This window comes from Occallatibacter gabretensis (assembly GCF_001449115.1).
Classification (GTDB): Bacteria; Acidobacteriota; Terriglobia; order Terriglobales; family Acidobacteriaceae; genus Telmatobacter; species Telmatobacter gabretensis.
Map to the genome: position 1 here is coordinate 598,117 of NZ_LAIJ01000009.1, position 20,018 is coordinate 618,134.

Annotated in this window: 20 protein-coding genes, 1 tRNA gene and 1 pseudogene; 10 read left to right on the top strand and 12 right to left on the bottom strand. The window is 56.6% G+C overall.

Features of this window, described 5'->3' with window-relative positions; all coding sequences use genetic code 11:
* Nucleotides 1-10 precede the first annotated feature (10 nt).
* The 3 genes from VO84_RS08770 to VO84_RS08780 all read right to left on the bottom strand — a co-directional run bounded on the left by VO84_RS08770 (nucleotide 11) and on the right by VO84_RS08780 (nucleotide 2,510).
* Nucleotides 11-1,192 carry a TolC family protein gene (locus VO84_RS08770; RefSeq protein ID WP_231737847.1) on the bottom strand — a complete coding sequence of 394 codons (1,182 nt, stop codon included), beginning with the start codon at nucleotides 1,190-1,192 and terminating at the stop codon, nucleotides 11-13.
* A gap of 140 nt (nucleotides 1,193-1,332) precedes the next feature.
* On the bottom strand, nucleotides 1,333-1,686 hold the full coding sequence (locus tag VO84_RS08775) for a DUF190 domain-containing protein (RefSeq protein WP_058187280.1): 354 nt from the start codon (nucleotides 1,684-1,686) through the stop codon (nucleotides 1,333-1,335).
* Between the two features lie 32 nt (nucleotides 1,687-1,718).
* Entirely contained in the window at nucleotides 1,719-2,510 is a 792-nt protein-coding gene (locus VO84_RS08780; protein ID WP_058187281.1) for a hypothetical protein, read from the bottom strand.
* 139 nt (nucleotides 2,511-2,649) lie between these two features.
* Here VO84_RS08780 and VO84_RS08785 point away from each other — a divergent pair, with 139 nt between their 5' ends.
* From VO84_RS08785 to VO84_RS23305, 3 genes and pseudogenes are all read left to right on the top strand, one after another.
* Nucleotides 2,650-3,357 (top strand): response regulator transcription factor, encoded by a 708-nt coding sequence (locus VO84_RS08785; RefSeq protein ID WP_058187282.1) that lies wholly within the window; start codon nucleotides 2,650-2,652, stop codon nucleotides 3,355-3,357.
* Nucleotides 3,354-4,838, top strand: coding sequence for an ATP-binding protein (locus VO84_RS08790; RefSeq protein WP_082661852.1), 1,485 nt, complete (start codon nucleotides 3,354-3,356; stop codon nucleotides 4,836-4,838). Before VO84_RS08785 ends, VO84_RS08790 begins: the two co-directional genes overlap by 4 nt.
* 213 nt (nucleotides 4,839-5,051) lie before the next feature.
* Nucleotides 5,052-5,333 (top strand): annotated as a pseudogene (locus tag VO84_RS23305) (tyrosine-type recombinase/integrase); the annotation flags it as partial.
* Between the two features lie 67 nt (nucleotides 5,334-5,400).
* Here VO84_RS23305 and VO84_RS08800 read toward each other — a convergent pair.
* Nucleotides 5,401-5,475 (bottom strand) — tRNA-Phe (locus VO84_RS08800).
* 205 nt (nucleotides 5,476-5,680) lie between these two features.
* Between VO84_RS08800 and VO84_RS08805 the strand changes: the two genes are divergently transcribed.
* Nucleotides 5,681-7,252: an adenosine deaminase family protein gene (locus VO84_RS08805; protein ID WP_058187284.1), complete on the top strand. Its 1,572-nt coding sequence runs from the start codon at nucleotides 5,681-5,683 to the stop codon at nucleotides 7,250-7,252.
* 42 nt (nucleotides 7,253-7,294) lie between these two features.
* Nucleotides 7,295-8,842, top strand: coding sequence for a hypothetical protein (locus VO84_RS08810; protein WP_058187285.1), 1,548 nt, complete (start codon nucleotides 7,295-7,297; stop codon nucleotides 8,840-8,842).
* A gap of 223 nt (nucleotides 8,843-9,065) precedes the next feature.
* Here VO84_RS08810 and VO84_RS08815 read toward each other — a convergent pair whose 3' ends face one another.
* The gene (locus VO84_RS08815; RefSeq protein ID WP_058187286.1) at nucleotides 9,066-9,812 is read right to left on the bottom strand and encodes a DNA-processing protein DprA; all 747 of its coding nucleotides are present in this window, start codon (nucleotides 9,810-9,812) and stop codon (nucleotides 9,066-9,068) included.
* A 23-nt stretch (nucleotides 9,813-9,835) separates the two neighbouring features.
* On the bottom strand, nucleotides 9,836-10,651 hold the full coding sequence (locus VO84_RS08820) for a hypothetical protein (RefSeq protein ID WP_197413964.1): 816 nt from the start codon (nucleotides 10,649-10,651) through the stop codon (nucleotides 9,836-9,838).
* Nucleotides 10,652-10,862: 211 nt separating this feature from the next.
* Here VO84_RS08820 and hisS point away from each other — a divergent pair, with 211 nt between their 5' ends.
* Nucleotides 10,863-12,506, top strand: a complete 1,644-nt coding sequence (gene hisS / locus VO84_RS08825) for a histidine--tRNA ligase (RefSeq protein ID WP_231737848.1) — start codon at nucleotides 10,863-10,865, stop codon at nucleotides 12,504-12,506.
* Nucleotides 12,507-12,521: 15 nt separating this feature from the next.
* Complete coding sequence (aspS, locus tag VO84_RS08830; RefSeq protein ID WP_058187288.1) at nucleotides 12,522-14,396, top strand: aspartate--tRNA ligase; 1,875 nt, start codon at nucleotides 12,522-12,524, stop codon at nucleotides 14,394-14,396.
* 454 nt (nucleotides 14,397-14,850) lie between these two features.
* On the opposite strand, the gene VO84_RS08840 is transcribed toward aspS, so the two are convergent.
* Both VO84_RS08840 and VO84_RS08845 read right to left on the bottom strand, forming a co-directional pair.
* On the bottom strand, nucleotides 14,851-15,396 hold the full coding sequence (locus VO84_RS08840; RefSeq protein ID WP_058187290.1) for a Uma2 family endonuclease: 546 nt from the start codon (nucleotides 15,394-15,396) through the stop codon (nucleotides 14,851-14,853).
* A 73-nt stretch (nucleotides 15,397-15,469) separates the two neighbouring features.
* Entirely contained in the window at nucleotides 15,470-15,760 is a 291-nt protein-coding gene (locus VO84_RS08845; RefSeq protein WP_058187291.1) for a hypothetical protein, read from the bottom strand.
* A 158-nt stretch (nucleotides 15,761-15,918) separates the two neighbouring features.
* Between VO84_RS08845 and VO84_RS08850 the strand changes: the two genes are divergently transcribed.
* The gene (locus VO84_RS08850) at nucleotides 15,919-16,329 is read left to right on the top strand and encodes a hypothetical protein (RefSeq protein WP_058187292.1); all 411 of its coding nucleotides are present in this window, start codon (nucleotides 15,919-15,921) and stop codon (nucleotides 16,327-16,329) included.
* A gap of 15 nt (nucleotides 16,330-16,344) precedes the next feature.
* On the opposite strand, the gene VO84_RS22490 is transcribed toward VO84_RS08850, so the two are convergent.
* The 3 genes from VO84_RS22490 to VO84_RS22495 form a co-directional block, all read right to left on the bottom strand.
* Entirely contained in the window at nucleotides 16,345-16,482 is a 138-nt protein-coding gene (locus VO84_RS22490) for a hypothetical protein (RefSeq protein ID WP_157439805.1), read from the bottom strand.
* A gap of 102 nt (nucleotides 16,483-16,584) precedes the next feature.
* Complete coding sequence (locus VO84_RS08855) at nucleotides 16,585-17,235, bottom strand: TMEM175 family protein (protein ID WP_058187293.1); 651 nt, start codon at nucleotides 17,233-17,235, stop codon at nucleotides 16,585-16,587.
* A gap of 22 nt (nucleotides 17,236-17,257) precedes the next feature.
* The gene (locus VO84_RS22495; RefSeq protein ID WP_157439806.1) at nucleotides 17,258-17,428 is read right to left on the bottom strand and encodes a hypothetical protein; all 171 of its coding nucleotides are present in this window, start codon (nucleotides 17,426-17,428) and stop codon (nucleotides 17,258-17,260) included.
* A 98-nt stretch (nucleotides 17,429-17,526) separates the two neighbouring features.
* Between VO84_RS22495 and gcvT the strand changes: the two genes are divergently transcribed.
* Both gcvT and VO84_RS08865 read left to right on the top strand, forming a co-directional pair.
* Nucleotides 17,527-18,696, top strand: coding sequence for a glycine cleavage system aminomethyltransferase GcvT (gcvT, locus tag VO84_RS08860; RefSeq protein WP_058187294.1), 1,170 nt, complete (start codon nucleotides 17,527-17,529; stop codon nucleotides 18,694-18,696).
* 121 nt (nucleotides 18,697-18,817) lie between these two features.
* Nucleotides 18,818-19,450, top strand: coding sequence for a trimeric intracellular cation channel family protein (locus tag VO84_RS08865; RefSeq protein WP_197413965.1), 633 nt, complete (start codon nucleotides 18,818-18,820; stop codon nucleotides 19,448-19,450).
* On the opposite strand, the gene VO84_RS08870 is transcribed toward VO84_RS08865, so the two are convergent.
* Nucleotides 19,447-19,986: a DinB family protein gene (locus VO84_RS08870; protein WP_058187296.1), complete on the bottom strand. Its 540-nt coding sequence runs from the start codon at nucleotides 19,984-19,986 to the stop codon at nucleotides 19,447-19,449. The genes VO84_RS08865 and VO84_RS08870 overlap by 4 nt on opposite strands.
* Between the last annotated feature and the right edge of the window lie 32 nt (nucleotides 19,987-20,018).

A 20,018-nucleotide genomic window follows, 5' to 3' on the forward strand; every position in this document is an offset into this window, starting at 1 on the left:
AGAAATCCTTTCAATTGAGCAGCCCCGCTGCGTAATCCAGTTCGGTACGACGCGAGAGATAGGTGTAGGTGGCGTCTGCGGCAGTGATCTCTGCCGATGTCTCATTGAGTTGTGCCTCATTCAGTTCAACGATGCTGCCAAGGCCGGCATCGTAGCGCGCTTGTGCCAGACGCAGAGCTTCTTTGCTTTGCGCAACCAGGCGTGTTGTTACATCCAGGCTCTTGTACGCTTCGTCCGCCTGGTACCAGCTATCACGGACCTCTTCAGAGACCTGCAATTTGAGCTGCTGCACGTCCCGCGTGCGTGCACTCGCTTCGAGCTCGGCTTCAGCTCGGCGTCCTGCGAAGAGGCCACCCGTGAAGATGGGAATATTGAGATTGAAACCCGCTGCAGCATAATCGCCCTGCAGACTGCGATCGTGGTATGGCACTTGGCCTGCTGCTCCGAGCACATTGAGCGTCGGATAGCTCAGCCGTTTTTCGGCCGTTGCAAACTGCGATGCTGCTCTTTGTTGTGCTTCTACCGCGCTCAAGTCCGCTCTCTTGGCTTGGGCTTGCTTCAGAAACGATTCGGCGTCCAGCGGCAACGTCTCGGGCAACTCTACCTCGACCAGCGGCGATGTGATGGATTGAGAAGTTCCCATTGCGGTCGCCAGCGCCGCGCGCTGTTGAGCTACGACGCTTTGCGCCCTGACTACAGCCAAATCGGCCTCGCTTGCGAGCACCTCGGCGAAGTTTACATCCACCGTCGACCGCAATTGACTCTGCGCAAGGGCCGTCAATTGTCGCGCTATGAGATGGCGATTGGCTTGAGCGGCTTGAGCGGCTCGCAACACGGCATCCGCTCCCAGAACCCTAAAGTAGGCGTTGCGGACATTGAGGCGAACTTGTGCGCGTGTCAAAGTAGCGAGATCATTTTGCGCCTCAGCCGTAGAGCGCGCACTACCGACAAGAGCGCTCGTTCTGCCGAAGTCTGTAACAAGTTGGGTGAGGTTACCACCGTACGCGAAGCGGTCTGAGATCGATGACGTTGTCAGGGCGCCGGCCGCCGTCGAAGTTCCGACATCCGCGACGCGAACGCCGGTGGCATTAAATCCTACCGTTGGGAAGAATCCGGATCGAGCTTCGCGAATTCGCTGAGCGGATTCACGAGCACGCAGCTGTGCGGCAAGCATGCGAGGCTGATTTGCCAAAGCGGTTGTTTCTGCCGTGGCAAGTGTCAAAGGTTCGGGCGGGAACGCCGGCGACGGAACACCCTGGGCAGACGAAATGATTGGGAGCAGGCAAAATATCGCGACCACAATGCATGTGGCGGTTGTCTTGCAAAGAGACATCAGGAAATGACCCTCTCGCTCGTTGAGATATTTTTGAGAATCTCAGTCGGGTGGGCTTCTACCAGACCATCTGTGACCATTGCAAGCAGGGCGGGGAGTACGGAATCAACCTTCTCGCCTGTGTCGACAAAATAGATGACGACAGGGAGATGGAGGCCCGCTACATCTCCCGCGCCGCTCGTATGGAGACGAGCATGTAGCCCAAATCCAGCATGAGGACGGTAGACCGTAGCCCCGTTGACACCGTTGGTCAGGAGGTAGCGCAGAATTTCGTCATGCAGAAACCCGTGTTCCGCGCCAGTATCCTGATTCAGATATACGGTCACCTTGACGGCCGGTCCTACTGGCAACATGCGGTCTTCTCCAATCAACAAACGTGATTTCCCTATTGCTGCATAGAGGCGGATGTGGAATCTGGAAGAACCTCAAGTAGAGCGGTGCTGTACTTCCAAATCTTCGGAGATCGATGCGCCGAGGAGAGAGCCATGTGGGAAGGATCAGCAAGAGAGCCCGCGGAATCCAAAGACGTACTCGCGAATCCGTATTTGCCGCAGGCAGAGGCCGAGAAGATAGAAACCGGCTGCTCACTGTTGCTTCCGTCGCACTGCACACTGCCAGCATTGTTTGCGATCAGATGAGCGTACGCGCCTCCACGTTTGTTGTACCCGACAACATCCCCATCACTCGAACGGATCTCTCTTTCAGAAGGATTGAGCTGGTCGCCACCTATTTGTGTCCAAGTGGTAGGAAGTCCTTCGAACCCCGTTGATGTGCGTGCGTCCGAACTTGTAACAGGGTCAGCTATCGCCCGTACGTAGACATGCAATGGGAGCGTTGCGGTTTGAACAGAAAGCGCTTCAAACTTAATTTCTAAAACAGACTCCTTCTGCTTTGCGTAAGGCGTCTTGTCATATGAAAATGGTATCGCCACAATGACGTGCCCGGTCACAAGAGCTCCTGGCCGAACTTCGCTGCCATCGGAAAGCTTGATCACCTGAGTTGTCTTGGCAATGACGAGATCACCAGGTTTGGAGTGATCTGCGCTCACACTGTTTGCAAAGACTATAGGTAATGTCGTTTGCGGAAACAGTGTTGCACCGGTTGTGACACCGCTTTGAGCTACGAGTGCTGTGGAAGACAGTAGCGCGAAGGCAAATATAATTCGAGGGTTTCGCATGGTGACTCCTTTGGCAGGTCCCAACACCTCCAAGTGAACCACTTTATTTCCTTACAGAATTCTGACAATTTCTGACATTTTCCTGTAAGGCCTTGTTCTCCATCGAAATTTGCTGAATGATTTGAATTGGGAGAAATGCGTGTCAACTGTACAAGTAAAATCGAAGATCCTCATTATCGAAGACGATAAGAAGCTGGCAGGCGCGTTGGCTGAAGGTCTCGCGAGTGAAGGCTATGATGTGAACTCGGCGTCAACAGCCGAAGAGGGTTTCTTCCTGATTCACAGCGAACACCCCGACCTCCTCATCTTGGATCTCTCTCTTCCGTACAGAAATGGCCTCGAGATCCTTCGGCAGGTACGCCGCGAGGGCCTGGATGTGCGCGTGGTCGTGTTGACATCTCACAATACGGTTGGGGATAGGGTGGAAGGATTGCAATCCGGGGCAGACGACTATCTTGGGAAGCCTTTTTCCTTCCCCGAATTGAGCGCCCGGGTACAGGCGCTATTGAGGCGAATTGTTGCACCAACTACGAGCGACACCTTGAAAATCGATGATCTTGTGCTGAACACAAGAATCCGCACGGCGTCGCGAGGGCAGGTCGAGATCGACCTCACTGGGCGCGAGTTCGATCTACTGCTTTATCTCGCGGAAAATCGTGGTCGTACCGTTTCTCGCGAGATGCTGGCGAAGGATGTGTGGAAAGAAAGTTCACGTTACACGCCTCTAGATAATGTGATTGACGTGCAGGTAGCGAGGCTGCGCAGGAAGATCGATGATTCCTTTCCAATCAAGCTTCTACATACGGTCCGCGGCATGGGCTTTATTCTTCGAGATCCTGAGGCATGAAGGCGCTTTGGCTGAAACAACTACGAGGACGGCTGACGCTTTGGTATGTCACCGTTCTAGCGCTTATAGTTTCGATTTACATTGTTCTGGTCTTTGCGTTCCAATATGCCATAATCACTCGCCAAATCTATCACGACGAAATGCAAGATGTAGTTACTGTCGAAGGACTTCTTTTCTTCGATTCTCATGGCGTACTGCATCTCCAACAGGATTACTTCTCTCGTCCTCATTCCCATCTATTAATCGATCGTTTAATGGAGATTCGAGATCAATCCGGGCCTGTTCTCTACAGGAGCCCAACGCTTAACGGGATGGCGCTGGGTGGGCCGCCATTACCAAAAGAGGGAGATGAAAGTTTCAACGAACATGTCGCCAAGTTGGCTGACGGTTCACACGTCTTCCTTATAAGCCACTTGCACTCCATGCAAGGGCGTACGGTGCTCATACGGCTGGGTTACAGCTTAGCCCCGTTTAGGGAGCGTATGACGCAGTTTCTAGGCACGCTGCTAATCGCATTTCCAATCACGTTGCTCATCGCCGGTTTCGCGGGCTACGAAGTCGTTAAACGGGCACTCACGCCGCTGCAACAGATGGCTGCGAGGGCAGAAAGGATTACAGCCAGCAATCTTCAGGACAGGCTCGAAATCCAAAATCCCGACGACGAACTAGGCCATCTCGCCAAGGTTTTCAACCATCTGTTGGAGCGCCTTGAGCAGGCGTTCGTCCAGCTACAGCATTTCACCGCTGATGCGGCGCATGAACTTCGTACCCCACTGGCCTCACTTCGCACCGTTGCCGAAATAGCGCTTCGAGGAGAGAGCGAACTAGAAGTCCATCGCGAGGCCCTTGGAAGTGTCCTTGAAGAGACAAGCAAGCTGAATCAAACCATTGACGGACTCCTATTACTCACAAAGGCAGAGATATTCCAACCCCAAGAAGCAAGCAGCTCGTTCTCTCTCATCGAACTTACTAGCGAAGTACTTTCAGTGCTTGAAATCATCGTCGAAGAACGACAGGTGCGTGTAATAGAGCGAGCGCACGGATCAATGAGAGCTATAGTCCGTGCTGATCGGGGCTTGATTCGCGCAGCCATTATGAACATCGTGCACAATGCATTGAAGTTCTCTCCGCCTCAGTCAACGATTAGCATCGACTATTCCTTCGTCGACTCTACGTCGCCGCTCGTTGAACTGAGCGTGCAAGACCAAGGACCTGGAATCAATGCTTTGGAACTCGACAAGGTATTTGACCGGTTCTTTACAAGTACGTCGCGAGAGACTGCGGCAAAGAGCGGCGCTGGGATAGGGCTCTCGATCGCAAAACTGGTAGTCGAGCGAAGTGGGGGGCAGATCTTTTTCGACCCGTCGATTGCTGAGGGAGCCCGCTGTGTAATCCGCTTGCCGGCCGTCACGACGCAATCAGCCGGTCTCACTTCCAATGGATGGGGACATGTCAAGCCAAGGATTCAGAACGGGCCATAAAGCCTCCAGGTCGACCCATACATTCAGGGTATATAGGACTTGATAGCGATCGTTCGTCGTGCACACATCGGTCTCTTCGTTTGAGCAAGACATGGACTGCCAGATAGGGTCTGCCTGTAGTTGTAGTCACGGACGGTTCCAAGCCGAACAGGAGATAGCGACAGCCGGTCTCTCTGAGACCGAGGAGTAGTTGTCGACAGAACGCAACGATCTCAGAAGGTGCTTGCAAATAGGCGGAAAACAGCAGCAGAGAAAGCCGGAGTAAATGGACCTGTTGGTTGGCACACGTTTCGCCGGTCTATTGCAACATGGCTTATCGAGAACGACGAGAACGTGAAGGTGACCCAGGAGCTGCTTAGGCACAGTCATCCAGGCATCACGCTGGGCTTGTATGCGAAGGCCGTAACCCGGACGAAGCGGCAGGCGCAAGAGAAGGTAGTGAACCAGTTGTTGGCCGCTCAACAGCCAGCTTCTTCGCTGGAGCAATTGCAATGAACTGGAGTTCTTTGGGTGACGTTTGGGGTACGTTTTTCCGAGAGAATCCCGTAAGCACTTTAAAATGTGGTGGCCAGAGACGGGATTGAACCGCCGACGCCGGCCTTTTCAGGGCCGCGCTCTACCACTGAGCTATCTGGCCTCAGTGCAAACTTGAGTTGCAATTCCTGTGCGGGAGTCCGGCCAATATTGAAAATCCTAGCCGGATCAGGAGGGGATTCCTCGAACAGCGCTGCAACAACTTGATTAGTATACCAAGCCTTCGCCCGGCGGCCAAACCCGGTCCATCCCGCTCATATATCGAATTTTGCGGTGATAGCCGCACATCTGTCCTACACTGGAGTGCGATGCGCCTCCTTACAGTCAGCTTCTCGCTTCTTTGCCTGATCCCTGCGTCCGTGCATGCGGCTCCGCCTGCGGCGAAAACCAGCCCCGCCGCGGAACAACGCGCCGCCCGCGCCTATGAATCCGCCGTAAAGGAAGGCCCGCTGTCCGCGCTTGCCTTTCTTGCGCAGTTTCCCAAGGGCGCTGATCTGCATGTGCACCTCTCCGGCGCGATCTATGCCGAAACCTTCATTCGCGACGCTGCCGAAGATGGTATCTGCGTTGATCCGGCAGCGCTGCAGTTTGCGAAGCCGCCATGCACCGCACCGCTTGTGCCTGCCACGCGCCTCAGCGGAAACATCGCCTCCGCTGATCAGGACTTATATGATCGGCTCATCAACTCTTTCTCCATGCGGAGCTTTGTGCCGACACCCGGCTTCAGCGGGCATGACCAGTTCTTTGCCACCTTTGCGCGCTTTGGCGGGCTGGACAAGCGCCACGGCGGCGAGTGGGTGGATGAGGTAGCCAGCCGCGCTGCCGCGCAGAACCAGCAATACCTCGAATTGATGGATACGCCACCCTTTGGCCACGCGGCGCAGATCTCGCAGCAGATCACCATCGATCCCGTGCATCCGGACTTTGCCGCGTATCGCGAAACACTGCTCAAAGCAAATTTGCGCGACGAAGTGGCTCCCGACATGGAGCGCCCGCGCACAATGCAGGCGAGCCGCCGCGAGCTGGAGCATTGCGGCACGCCCCAGGCGTTGCCCGCATGCAACGTCGAGGTCCGCTATATCTACCAGGTCCTGCGCGGTTTTGCGCCGGAGCAGGTTTTTGCGCAGACGCTGCTCGGCTTTGAGACCATACAGGCGACCATCAATGCTGGCGAGCCCGGCTTCATCGGCATCAACTTTGTGCAGCCTGAGGATGGCTTCATCTCCATGCGCGATTACACGCTGCAGATGAAGATGATTGAGTATCTGCACTCGGTTTATCCAACCGTGCACATCAGTTTGCACGCGGGCGAACTCAATCCGGGCCAGGTTCCGCCGGAGGGAATGCGTTTTCACATCCGTCAGGCCGTTGAGTTGGCCCACGCCGAGCGCATCGGCCACGGCGTCGATGTCTTTTTCGAGGACAATGCGCAAGAGTTGCTCAAAGAGATGGCTGCAAAGCACATCATGGTTGAGATCAACCTCAGCTCAAACGATGGCATTCTCGGCATCGTCGGCGCACAGCATCCCTTTCCGTACTATCGCGCCGCGCACGTGCCCGTTGCGCTTTCTACGGATGATGAGGGTGTGAGCCGCATCGACCTCACGAATGAATATGTGCGCGCCGCGCTTGACTACCGCCTGACCTATGCCGACCTGAAGCAGCTTGCGCGCACCGGCATGGAGCACAACTTTCTGCCGGGCGCCAGCCTCTGGGCTTCGCAGGATGTCTTCACCGCGCCGACATCAGCGTGCAAAGGCCAGACGCTCGGCAGCGACACTCCATCCGCAGCATGCAAGACATTTCTCGCAGGCAGTCAGAAGGCCGCTGCGCAGTGGGAGCAGGAGCGCCGCTTCCGCACCTTTGAAGCAAAGTTCTAAACTGCTTGGTCGTCGTTCCGCGGTGATAAATTGAGTGGGCATATGAACCGGCGCTCATTCCTCCTCCGAAGTGGCGCAGCCGCAGCAACCGCGGCCGCATGGCCTACGGACAGTTTCGCTTCCAGCGCAGCATCCTCTGAGTTGCGTCTTACCGAGCGATCAGTCGAAGCTCGCATTCCGCTCACCTACACAGGCCTCAGCTTTGAGCTCGCGCAGCTCAGCGAGCCCGAGTTCTTCTCAGCCGCAAGCTCGGGCCTCATCGCGCATTGCCGCACTCTCAGCACAAACGGCGTGCTGCGCCTCGGCGGCAACAGCAGCGAGTTCTGCTGGTTCCAGGCAGACGCCTCGACACCTGAACCAAAGCTTCACGTACCGCCCGGCGACCTCAGCGCTAACTGGATGCCGCACCGGCTCTTTCGCATCACGCCGCACGCCATCGACAATCTTGCCGCCTTTCTCAAAGCCACCGGCTGGCGCATCATCTACGGAATTAATTTCGGCAACAACACGCCGGAGCGCGCCGCCGCAGAAGCCGCATACGTCGCTTCAAAGCTCTTCGGCCATCTCGAATACTTCCAGATTGGCAATGAGCCCGATCTCTATCGCACTGCCTCAAACGGCACGCGGCCGCCGGGATGGGACTTTGACGACTACGCGCGTGAGTGGGCAGGCTTTGCACGCGCGATTCTGGCGAAGGTTCCGAATGCAAAATTTGCCGGGCCGGATGTGGCCGGCTCGTCTGACTGGGTCACTCGCTTTGGCGAGCGCATGACTGCCGAGCTGCCGGGAAAAATCTCTGCGGTCACCGGGCACTACTACGCCTCCGGGCCGCCCAACGATCCCCGCGTTACCATCGAACACCTGCTGCACGGCAACCCCAAGATCGCCGACGACATGAAGCGCATTCAAGCCGTCACGTACCCACGCGGGATTGTCTATCGCATGACGGAAGGCAACTCCTGCTACCGCGGCGGCAAACCCGGCATGAGCGACGCCTTTGCCAGCGCACTCTGGGCCGGCGATTACATGCTGGAGCTGGCATCATTCGGCTGCAGCGGCGTCAACTTCCACGGCGGAAGCGGAGCCTTTCTGAGTGCGAGCCTTGGGGATCACACTCCCGGTATGGACGTGGCCAAAAAGCCGCAAACCATGCGCGCAGGCTACTACACGCCCATCCGCGTGGAACCAGGCACGCCGGTCAAAGCCATGCCCATCTTCTACGGCATGATGATGGCAAACCAGCTCGCCGGCTGCACGCTGCTCGACGTCAGCCTGGATGTCGGCAACATAAACGCCACAGCCTACGCCGCCAGGACAGGAAAAAACATCAAGATCGCCATCTTCAATAAGGACGCCGCCCAGCCGCTCGACCTGGCCATCCAGTCGCCGCACAGCATCCGCTCCGCCAGCGCCTGGCGGTTGCTGGCCTCAGCGCTTGACGCCACAGAAGGCGTAACCCTCGCAGGCTCTGAAGTCGATCCGCAAGCTAACTGGAGCCCGCGCACCACCGAACGACTCGAAGCGCACGGCTCATCCGCTCAGATTCACATCCCCGCCGCAAGCGGAGCTCTGGTGCTGGTGGAGGTATGAGGGCATGACAATGGCGTCTTTGAATACTTCATCACGCGGTCCACTTGAAGCGGAGCTACTGAAGGCTCTGGAGACAAAGCAGATCGTTATTTCGCCGCAAGAATTGCAGGCGGGCAGTCTGGTTTCAGTCTTAAGGAAGAAGCTCGCGCGCCATTGATTAAACTATGGATTTCAGAAACTGCTGTGCTCGCGATCAACGGGACGTCAATCTCATTTGAGGCACTTATGCGGGAGAGAGTTCGTAGTTTTCAGGAGCTTGTAATCTCGCTGAGGGGGCCGAGATGTCGGCGAATAATTCGGCCATCTTGGCTCTCCCCGTAAGCCGTCCTTTGAACACTTTCTTTCCGCCAAGCTGCAACAGTTTTTCGTTGCCTGGTGCCCGTTCTGGCATGTTCTCGTAAACGGCAACGTATAGCGGTTTTCCTGCCTTGAGCGTCGAAAGTCCTGCAGCTACTGTACCGCCAGATTCACCTGCCTCGACAACAATCATGGCTCTGCTCAAGGCAATAATGACGCGATTTCGGTCCATTGCTCGATACACGCTCCAGGGAGCATCCGGCTCGAACTGGCTAACTACTAGAACTCGGCTCCAATCCCACACATCGTAGAGTTCTTTACGTATGCGGAAATGATGGATACCCTCAGGCAGCACCAGAATTGTGCTTCCACCTGCCTCTAATGCAGCACGATGGGCCGCCACATCAATTCCAGCAGCATTTCCGGAGACGACTGGCTTTGCGCTCTTTGCGATCTGTTCGGCACAGTCCTTGACTGTCTCGATTCCCTTCTCGCTGGACTTCCGCGATCCGCAAATGCCAATCCCTAGCACATTGATAAGGGATAAGTTACCTGCACAATATAAAGTCGGGGCACCTTTTGGCGCATACATTTCAATCACGGATGCGGGATATTCTGGCTCATCCGGCTTGATCGTGTGAACTGAGGGAAGGCATTTCTGCGATTTAGGCATGTCGTCACTCCCTGTGTTCAAGATTACGATGCATTATCGGTGTCACGGAGTGTTTTGACTAGTGAAATTCCGAATACGTATCTAGCACCGGCCTCTTGAAGTTTCATTGCGACAAATTGCATTGTTGTCCCGGATTGATATTTGTCGTCGATGAGAATGACATCTGAATTCGCTGGTAATTGGTCATTTAAGCGGAGCCCCGTCGCTTCCAAGAGGTTCCATTTTTGCTCAATTGCAGCATCTTTAAGGGGTATCGCTTTGGGGCTGTTGTATTCAAAATTTGCCGTTAAATCCTTAATTCCCAAAGTTGTAGCAACTGCCTGGGAAATCTGAGAAGGCAGATCGAACTCCTTGGCAGACATAGGAGGGACCGAAGTGACGAGTTGTGTGTCTCGGTAGTAAGGAAGATTGGATATTGTATCGATGCAAATACGGCAAAGTCGAGCGATGGCACCAGATTCCTTTTCTAACTTGGCTGAACGTTCAAGGGCGCCTAGTTCTGTGTACTTTCCATTTGTTGCATCAAAATTGGTGTCAAGGGCAATCGAAAGGTTCAGGCAGTCTCGCAGATAGATTCTCGATCCCTGCGCCACAATCCATTCTGCAATCTTTGCAAACTCTTCTTCGTCTTGCACGGAGCGCCAGAAATTACCAAATTCATTGTTGGGAAAATAGAGTGAGCCCAGTAGCCTTTTCAAAGATTGGCCTAATTGTCTCCTTGAAAGGCACAGAAAACTTACCAACGATAGATGGCTTGCCAGGCACGATCTGACGCTGAAGGCTTTCTGTATGGGTTCTCTCAAAGTCAATCCGTTTAGGGACTTGGTTTCGACACTCAATTATTCGCTCCAACGTGATTGGAACGTGAGAAAACGGCGTTTGAGCCTGCTTGCCTGGCCAGTGGAGTTGCACTAATAAAAGCATAATCCTACAAACAAAAATCCGAAGAGATAAATGCCACCGCGCGCCTAGTCTTCCAATAGTCCTTGCAATACTTAGAGATCGATGGTGGAAAATTCGGCATCCTAAGCCATTTAAACTGGATACAGTATGAGCACACTGAAAGCGGTGCGCGGAACGCGCGATCTTTTGCCGCCCGAGACCGCACTCTGGAACCGCATCGAGGCCACAGCACGTCGGGTCTTCGCCCGCTACAACTTCGGCGAGATCCGCACGCCGGTCTTTGAAGATACTTCGCTCTTTGCCCGCGGCGTGGGCGAAGAAACCGATATCGTCTCCAAGGAAATGTACACCTGGGAAGACCGCGAGCGATTCAACCATCAGTCTATGCAGAAAGCGTGGGTGAGTAATCGCAATTACAAAAGTTTCAAGACGAATGTCTGGGTCAATGAGAAGAGAATTGACCTGGTCGGAATATTTTCAGGAATTCCTGGCGCTGAGACTATAGGCGCAATCGAGATCGTAAACTTCAGACCCACAGCACAAGATTTTGAATTAGAGGAACTAAAGAACGCTGTAGATAGCTACGTGCCGGATGGGCTTACAGCACTCAAGCATGGATTTCTAGTAGTGCCCGAAGATCGAAATGCCGAATCTGTCGAGGAAAAGTCCTTCCTTTTTGCGAACGTCTTCATTAAAGAACTGAAAGGTGATTTTTTTCAGACCGCCCAGCGCCTCACTCTGCGCCCCGAAAACACCGCCGGCGTGGTCCGCGCCTACATCGAGCACAAGCTCGGTGAAACCGGCCAGCTTCAAAAGCTCTACTACATAGGCCCGCAGTTCCGCCGCGAGCGCCCGCAGAAAGGCCGCTACCGCCAGTTCTCGCAAATCGGCGCCGAAGTCATCGGCCCACCATCCTCCGGCAGCGAGTCGCCCCTGCGCGACGCCGAAGTTCTCGAAATGCTCGCCACGCTGCTCGACGAGCTCGGCATTACCGGCTGGACGCTCCACATCAACTCCGTCGGCTCCAGCGCCGAACGCGCCAGCTATAACGAAGTTCTCCGCGCCGCACTCGTAGACGTAGCGCCGAAGATGTGCGTCGATTGCCAGCGCCGCGCCGTCACCAACCCGCTGCGCGTGCTCGATTGCAAGGTGCCCGAAGATCAGCCGTACATCGAAGCGCTGCCCAAAATTTCCGACAACCTGAACGAAGAAACCAAGGCGCACTTCGCGCAGGTCATCGCCGCGCTCGATGCTGCCGGTGTTCCTTACACGCGCAATCACCGCCTCGTGCGCGGCCTCGATTACTACACCCGCACCACTTTCGAGTTCACCCACGGCGGCCTCGGCGCACAGAACGCGCTGCTCGGCGGCGGCCGTTATGACGGCCTCAGTGAAGCCATTGGCGGACCCAAGGCTCCCGGCATCGGCTTCGCCATGGGCGAAGACCGCCTCGTGCTCACTCTGCAATCGCAGGAAACCGCACAAGCCGAAAAGATGGACGCCTACATCGCCCCACTCGGCGAATCCCTCAACGCCGCAGCTCTAGCCCTCGCCCGCGAGCTGCGCCGCGCAAATCCGGGACCGGCCCTCAGTGTCGAATTGGGCGACGGCTCGTTCCGGCTCAAAAAGAGCTTTGAAGCCGCCGACAAGGTAGCCCGCAGCATCATCATCCTCGGCGAAGACGAGCTCCAATCCGGTATCCTGACAGTCAAGAACTTCGCAACCGGCACACAAATCAAGGTTCCGCGCGCCGAACTCGCCACGCATCTTCGCAAGCCCGTCAGCGAATAACACAAGGAAAAAGCAGTGCTCGACTTTTTAGGCAATCTCGAACGGACGCATCTCTGCGGCACTCTGCGCGCCTCGGATGCAGGCAAAAACGTCGTCGTCATGGGCTGGGTTAACCGCCGCCGCGACCACGGCAACCTCATCTTCCTCGATCTCCGCGACCGCACCGGCATCTGCCAGGTGGTGCTCGATCACGACCTCGTTCCAGAAGGCCACAAGAAGGGTGAGGCCGTCCGTCCCGAATACGTCGTCGCCGCCGTGGGCAAGGTGCGCCTGCGCGCGCCGGACGCCATCAACCCCAAGATGGTCACCGGCGAAATCGAAATTGAAGCCACCGAGCTGCGCATACTCAATGACACGCGCCTCGCGCCTTTTTCGCCCGCTGACGATGCCATTGTCAACGAGGAAACTCGACTCAAGTATCGCTACGTAGACCTGCGCCGCACCGAGATGCAGCGCAACTTCTGGCTGCGCCATGAGATCACCCGCGCCATCCGCGAGAGCCTCAGCGCCGAGGGCTTCCTCGAAATCGAAACGCCTATCCTCAACAAGTCCACCCCGGAGGGCGCGCGTGATTTTCTCGTTCCCAGCCGCGTGAACCCGGGCAGCTTCTATGCGCTGCCGCAGTCGCCGCAGATCTTCAAGCAGATCCTCATGATCTCCGGCTTCGACCGCTACTTCCAGGTCGCGCGCTGCTTCCGTGATGAAGACCTGCGCGCCGACCGCCAGCTTGAGTTCACGCAGATCGATCTCGAGATGAGCTTCCCGCGGCAGGAGCATGTCTTCGCCGTCGTCGAGCACTTTCTCAAGGCCGCCTTCGCCGCCGCAGGCGTTGATCTGCCCACGCCGTTCCGAAAGATCACTTACGACGAGTCAATGCGTCAGTTCGGCTCCGACAAGCCGGACATGCGCCTGCCCGGCCTCACCGACGTGCGCTCCGCCTTCACAGATGAGCAGCTTGCCACGCTTCAGATCGATCCGGCTCTGCCCGTCGTTGCGCTGCGCATTCCCAATGTGGGCGAGCTCTCGCGCAAGGAACGCGAAGATAATCATCCTTCCTTCGATTTGAAGAAGGGCGCAAAATTCATCGATGACTTCAAGCGCCTCGCAAAGGGTTTTCCCGAGTCCGCGGCCAGGGTGCGCGAACTTGCGGGTGCGTCTGACGCAGACTTCGTCATCATCGTCGCCGGAGACCCGACGCATCACATCAATGCCAGCGACACCAAGTTTGAAGGCCGTCTCTCTGAGCGCGAGATCAACGTCTACGCAGCCGCAGGCAACTTCCGGTCGGAGCTCGCGAAGAAGTACGCGGAGAGACACAAAGCCTTTCAAGTCACCGAAGAGATCGTCCAGAACGCAGACCCGAAGAGCGGAAAGATCATCGACGGCTCAAAGGCCTTCCAGCCCATCTGGATCGTTGACTTCCCCATGTTCGAGTATGAGCTTGCCAGCGGCAAATGGGTTCCCGCGCATCATCCCTTCACCGCGCCGCATGAGCATGACATGCCGAACCTCGTCACCGATCCGGCCTCTGTCCGCGCCAACTGCTATGACCTTGCCATGAATGGCCTTGAGCTTGGCTCAGGCTCCATCCGTATTCATCGCAAGGACGTGCAACAGCAGATTTTCGCCTCGCTCGGCATGAGTGAAGAAGAAGCCAAGGCCCGCTTCGGCTTCTTCCTCGATGCGCTTGAGTACGGCACGCCTCCGCACGGCGGCATCGCGCTCGGCCTCGACCGCATTGTGATGCTGCTGACCGGCGCGCCCAGCTTGCGCGAGGTCATCGCCTTCCCCAAAACAGCAAGGGCGCTCGACCTGATGTCCGAAGCGCCCACAACCGTCACCGAGCAGCAGCTGAAAGAGCTGCATATCAAAGTTGTACTGAAGAGCTGAATGGCACAATTTTACTGAGTGTTTGTCTCAAGCCGTTTCAGCATTGACAGAACCTCAGGCAACGCAAAAAGCAACGTTCCTGCGACCCAAAAGTAGTGCCCGACGAGTGGCCTGAACTCAAAGTGCGCAAACAGGGTCCAAGTTGCAACAAAGCAAGGCAGCGTTGCAGCTACAAGAATCAACTGTATTCTGTGGGAGCGTGACCAGATGCAAAGCGAGAGGAACGCTACAACCAACAGGTTGGCACAGCCACTCAAAATCGTCAGGATCGCATCCACGTCTAACCCAGTTCCGCGCTGTTCTATGAGGCTTCCTGGAACAACCAGATTAGCCCAATAAGCGCAGACCCAACCAGGCATCGCGGGATTTGCCCGAAATTCCGGACTCGTGATTGCGGGTAGAGCAAAGCTGGCGGCAAAAACAATGAATGCAGGAAGGCGAAGATGCCAAGCTTTCACGCCCGATCCAGCTCGGCAAACATCTCGCTCAGCACAACACAGATCGGCGTACCTGCAACAACCAGCTCCCCGGTCTTAACCTCTTCCAGCGCCGAGCCGTTGTCTGTGTAAACAATCCGCCGTTCCGGATCGATCACCCAGATGTTTTGCACGCCAAATTCGCGGTACTCGGCAGCCTTGGCATGGAAATCTGAAAGCCGGTCCTCCGGCGAAAGAATCTCAATAGCAATCAACGGCGGCTGCGTCACATAGCGCTCGAATTTGTCCTCCGCCAACGTGACAAGCACATCAGGAACGCGGAACCGCCGCTTCTGCGTCTGCGTCCGAAGTTCAGGAAAGATTCCCACGCCCCATTCGGCCCGCTTCATCCAAAAAAGTGCCGTCAGATAACCCTGAATAAGAGAGTGCTCTTTCTCGCCCAAGTTCCGTTCCTCGATGCGCCCATCGACAAACTCGCGGTCGGGACTCCAGGCGGTGTGCAGATACTCCCGCACCGTCCAGAGCTCTTCCGTTTCGTCAAACGTTTTGGGCAGAGTCGCCATGTGTTGATTATGCTCCCAATCGGGCCTTCGGAGCCAACAACGGGCTCATGACAAAGGTCATAGAAACAGATTGCTAGCCCTCGATCGTATCGCCCTCATCCTCGCCCTCAACGGCAATGCGCAGCCGCTTCAACCAGTCGCGATCGTTCTTTGTAAACGCCGTGCCCTCTTCCGTTTCATCGGTCTCTTCGGAGTCGCCTTCGATGACCTCGTTGAGGCCGATTGTGGCCTCAAGCATCAGCAACACATCAAAGCCATGCTTGCGGATGTCCTGCACAACGCCGGCGATCTGTTCGCTCTCAATGACCGACTCGTGAATTGCTTCCCCGAGTTGCTGAATCAGTTCGCGCAGGCGGGATGTCAAGGTTACCTCCAGAACGGCGGCCGGTTTCTGGTGCAGTTCGGCTTGGATTTATCTACCTTACTGCCAGCAAGGCCCGAGAGCAACAGCGGGCAGCGAGGAATTCCGCAAATCCAGCCGCCCGAATATTGCCAGCACCATGCTGATACCATTTTAAAGGAATGAGACCGCAGACCATCGGCCGGGTTCTCGGCGTCGGCGTGCGTGTAGCCGGGCGATTGGCAAACGAACGCCTCTCCGGCCAGCGCCAGGGCCAACCCTTTCAGATCCAGCCATCCGGAGCGCCCGCAACTCCAGCTCCGTCAAGAGGATCCGGGCGCAAATCAGGCAGCCTCAGACGCGGGGCAGCAGGCTTTTTCAAGCCCTTCACGCGCGTTGGCGGAATCGTCTTCCTCGAAGTGACCGGCGCTTTCTTTCTGCTCTTTGTGCTGATCTTCGGTCAGATGGCCTGGCGCATGCGGTCGAACTACGCCGTCGGACCTGACCACTGGAAATTTCTCGCCGCAATCGCACTCTCACTTCTCTTTGTCTATCTGAGCGTCAGTTCCTTCTGGCGCGCGCGGAAGCGGTAGGGTGTATTGAACCGGCTACGCTGAATTCCGCCCGGAGCGTGTCACCGCCCATATAAACACCGCGATTCCAACCATGACAAGAAGCAGAAAAGCAAAGCCGCCGCCGCCGTGAAAACCGAAGCGGAGCATAGCAAGAGAGTTGGGCGTGATCATGGTGTTTCTCCTCAATAGATGAAGCATGAGCGGCTATGCGCATCGATCGGGCGCGCATAGCCGCATCGGTAGAGACACACATTTTCAACCGCAGTTGTTGTGTTACGAAGGGGCTTGGCCAGTTTCCTTCTTCCGGCCCAGCCTCGGCGCAATCGCATAATTCAACTGCAACACCACAATCACCGCAATGCTCAGCCACACGCGCACAAAGCAGAGCGCCGCTCCCGCAGCATACAGCGACTGCGCGATCAAAATGCGCCGGCATACGCTCAGCTGCACATCCTTCGGGACGTCGGCCTTGATCAGGCCCTGGCGCGCGGCATACATCCAGCTCCAGTAGAGCATCGCGCCCAGCGCCAGAATATTCAGCCAGTAGATGCCCAGCGCCAGCCGGTAGGTAATGAACTCCGCCAGCAGCCGCGTTGAAAACGGCACCAGCGTTGTGACAAACAGAAACCCCAGGTGAATCCACGTCAGGTCGCGGTTGCCTTCGCTGATATTGTTCAGCTGCGTCTGCTGGCCCGCCCAGAAGATGCCCAGCGTCAGAAAGCTCATGCCGTAGGTAATCCACTGCGGGGCCATCCCCGCAAGCGCAGCCAGCAGGTCATGCTCTGAGTGCACCTGCGCCGCCACGGGCACATGCAGGTCCAGCACCAGCAGCGTCATCGCAACGGCAAAGATGCCGTCGCTCAGCGCCGCCAGCCGCTCCAGATTGCGGCCCTGAATGCGGTTGTAAAGAAGTGGCAGTGGCATCGTCCGGCTTACTCCGCGTCCATTAAACCAGCGGCTTGGGTGGCTTTTTTATCAGCCGCCAAACGCCCAGCCCAATCGCCAGCAGGCCCAGAATGTAAAACGGCCAGGCATTCATGTGCGTGTGGACCACCCAGCCCCGATAGATCACAAATACCCCGGCGGCCATAAGAAGAATGCCGCGAAAGAGATTCATCCCTGCTTCTCCTGATTCATAATTCTCTCTATCCTACCTCGCAACCCGCATTGACCCGGCAGCATGTAGCTCCCTATCGTTGGGAAAGAGGATATTGCATGACCACCCCCGCCACTCCCGCCGCGCCCACGCTTAAAAAGACCGCACTCAACGCCACGCACCGCGCCCTCAAGGCCAAAATGGTGGACTTCGGCGGCTGGGACATGCCAGTCGAATACCCCGGCAATGGCGGCGGCCTCATCGCTGAGCACCTGGCCGTGCGCACCGGCGTCGGTCTCTTTGACGTCAGCCACATGGGCGAGATTCAGTTCCGCGGCCCCGGCGCGCTGGCCGCCGTGCAGCACATCACCATGAATGACGCTTCGAAGCTCAAAGACGGCCAGGCGCACTACTCCGCGCTGCTCACGCCCTCCGGCGCATTCGTCGATGACATCCTCGTCCATCGCCTTGGCGAAAACGACTATCTTCTCGTCGTCAACGCCGGCACCACGGAAAAAGATTACGCCTGGATTCGCAAGCAGGTCGGTGGTTTCCCCGGCGTCCACATCAGTGACTACTCGCCTCACTATTCGCAGCTCGCCGTGCAAGGGCCACGCGCGCTAGAGACGCTCAAGAAGCTCACAAAAGTCGATCTCGCCGTCATCAAAAACTACTGGTTCACATGGGGCACCGTCGCCAACATTCCTAACGTGCTCATCGCCCGCACCGGCTACTCCGGTGAAGATGGTTTCGAAGTCTACATCCCCTCTGATGAAGCAACCACGGTAAAAATGTGGGACGCACTCATGGATGCCGGCTCCGAGTTCGCCATCCGTCCCTGCGGCCTGGGCGCGCGCAACACGCTGCGGCTTGAAGCCGGCATGAGCCTCTACGGCCACGAGATCAGCGAAGAGATCAACGCCTTCGAAGGCGGCCTCGACCGCTGGCTCAAGCTCGACAAGGGCTATTTCATTGGCCGCGACGCTTTGCTCGCCGTGCAGTCTGCAGGAGGCCCAAAGCGTAAAGTCATCGGACTCGAAATGATTGACCGCGGCATCGCCCGCGACGGCTACTCCGTGTTCGACCTCGAAGGCAAAGAGATCGGCGTCGTCACATCCGGCTCACCAGCGCCCTTCCTCAAAACCAACATCGCGCTCGCGCTCGTCCCAACGGAAGTCGCCGCCAGTGGCAGCGATCTATTCGTTCAGTGCCGCGCCAACCCAGTCCGCGCTAAGCAGGTTCCAATTCCGTTCTACAAGCGGCCAAAAGCAAAACCAGAGACACTGTAACCCGAAGCCACAACGTCTGAATTGACGCGACCATCAGGGAGCGGCAGCCTCGTACAAAATTCAACGGGACACATCTTCTCTGTTTTTTGCTCTAAGAAGTAGTAATCTATCTATCTTCAGAATGCGAAAAACTATCCCGCTCTCGCCAACGCGAATGCTCTATCTCGTCGACCTGGCGGGCACGCTGCTCTTTGCCATCGAGGGCGCAACCACTGCCGTTGCGAATCACCTCGATCTGCTCGGCATACTCATTCTTGGCTTCGCCACTGCCGTTGGCGGCGGAATCATCCGCGACGTTCTTCTCGGCGCGACCCCGCCCAGCGCATTGCGTAACTGGCACTATCCAGCTGTGGCCTTCATTGGCGCAGGCATTGCCTTCCTGTTTCACACGTATGTTCAGGAAATTCCGCCTCAGCTCCTGATGATGCTCGACGCAGCCGGCTTGGCGCTCTTTGCCGTCTCCGGAACAGAAGAAGCGCTGCTGCGCAAAATGTCTCCACTTGTAGCGATTATGCTCGGTGGCATCACTGGCGTAGGCGGCGGCACCATCCGCGACATATTCCTCGGGCACGTACCCCGCGTCCTCCAGACCGATATCTACGCAACCGCAGCCCTGGCCGGATCGGCAATCATGATTCTCTGCCGCAGGCTTGGCATGAAAGATACATACTCGGCGCTTGTGGGCGGCGCAGCCTGCTTCCTGCTGCGCGTCGTCAGCTCGTGGTATCACTGGCAGCTTCCGGCCAAACTCTAGCCGCTGTGCCCGTCGCACTTCAACACGCCGAGATATGCGGAGAACGGCCCACACGCCTCGCGATATTGAACCGCCAGAATGCGCGAAACCTGATGCAGATGCGTCATGTCATGCACCGTCCACGCGGCCAGTAGTTCAGCAAGCGTAAGCGAGCCCAAAGCCGGATGCTTCCCTTTCAACCCAAGCTCCTCTGGCCCCAGCCGCATCCCACGCAGCGCTTCCAGATTCGAAGCACGCAGCCGCGCAAACTCATCCAAAAGCTCAGGCAGCGGCGCATCGGAATTTGTCTTGAGATGTGCCGCGCGGTCCAGCGGATCAAAGGCTTTGCTCTCGCCAAATTCAAGAATCCGTTTCGCCCTCGCCAGCCAATCCACGCGCTCGCAGTGAATCAGATGAGCAACCACTTGCTTCGCGCTCCAGGTGCCATCGCCTTCGTTGCTCTCGGTCCACTCCGCAGATAGGTCACGCAACAATGTATTGAACACAGCGGGTGTGCGTCCCAGCAATGCCATTGTCTGATCAAGATTATGTTCCATGAAAGCCTCATGAGCTGACGGGGCGCTAAAGT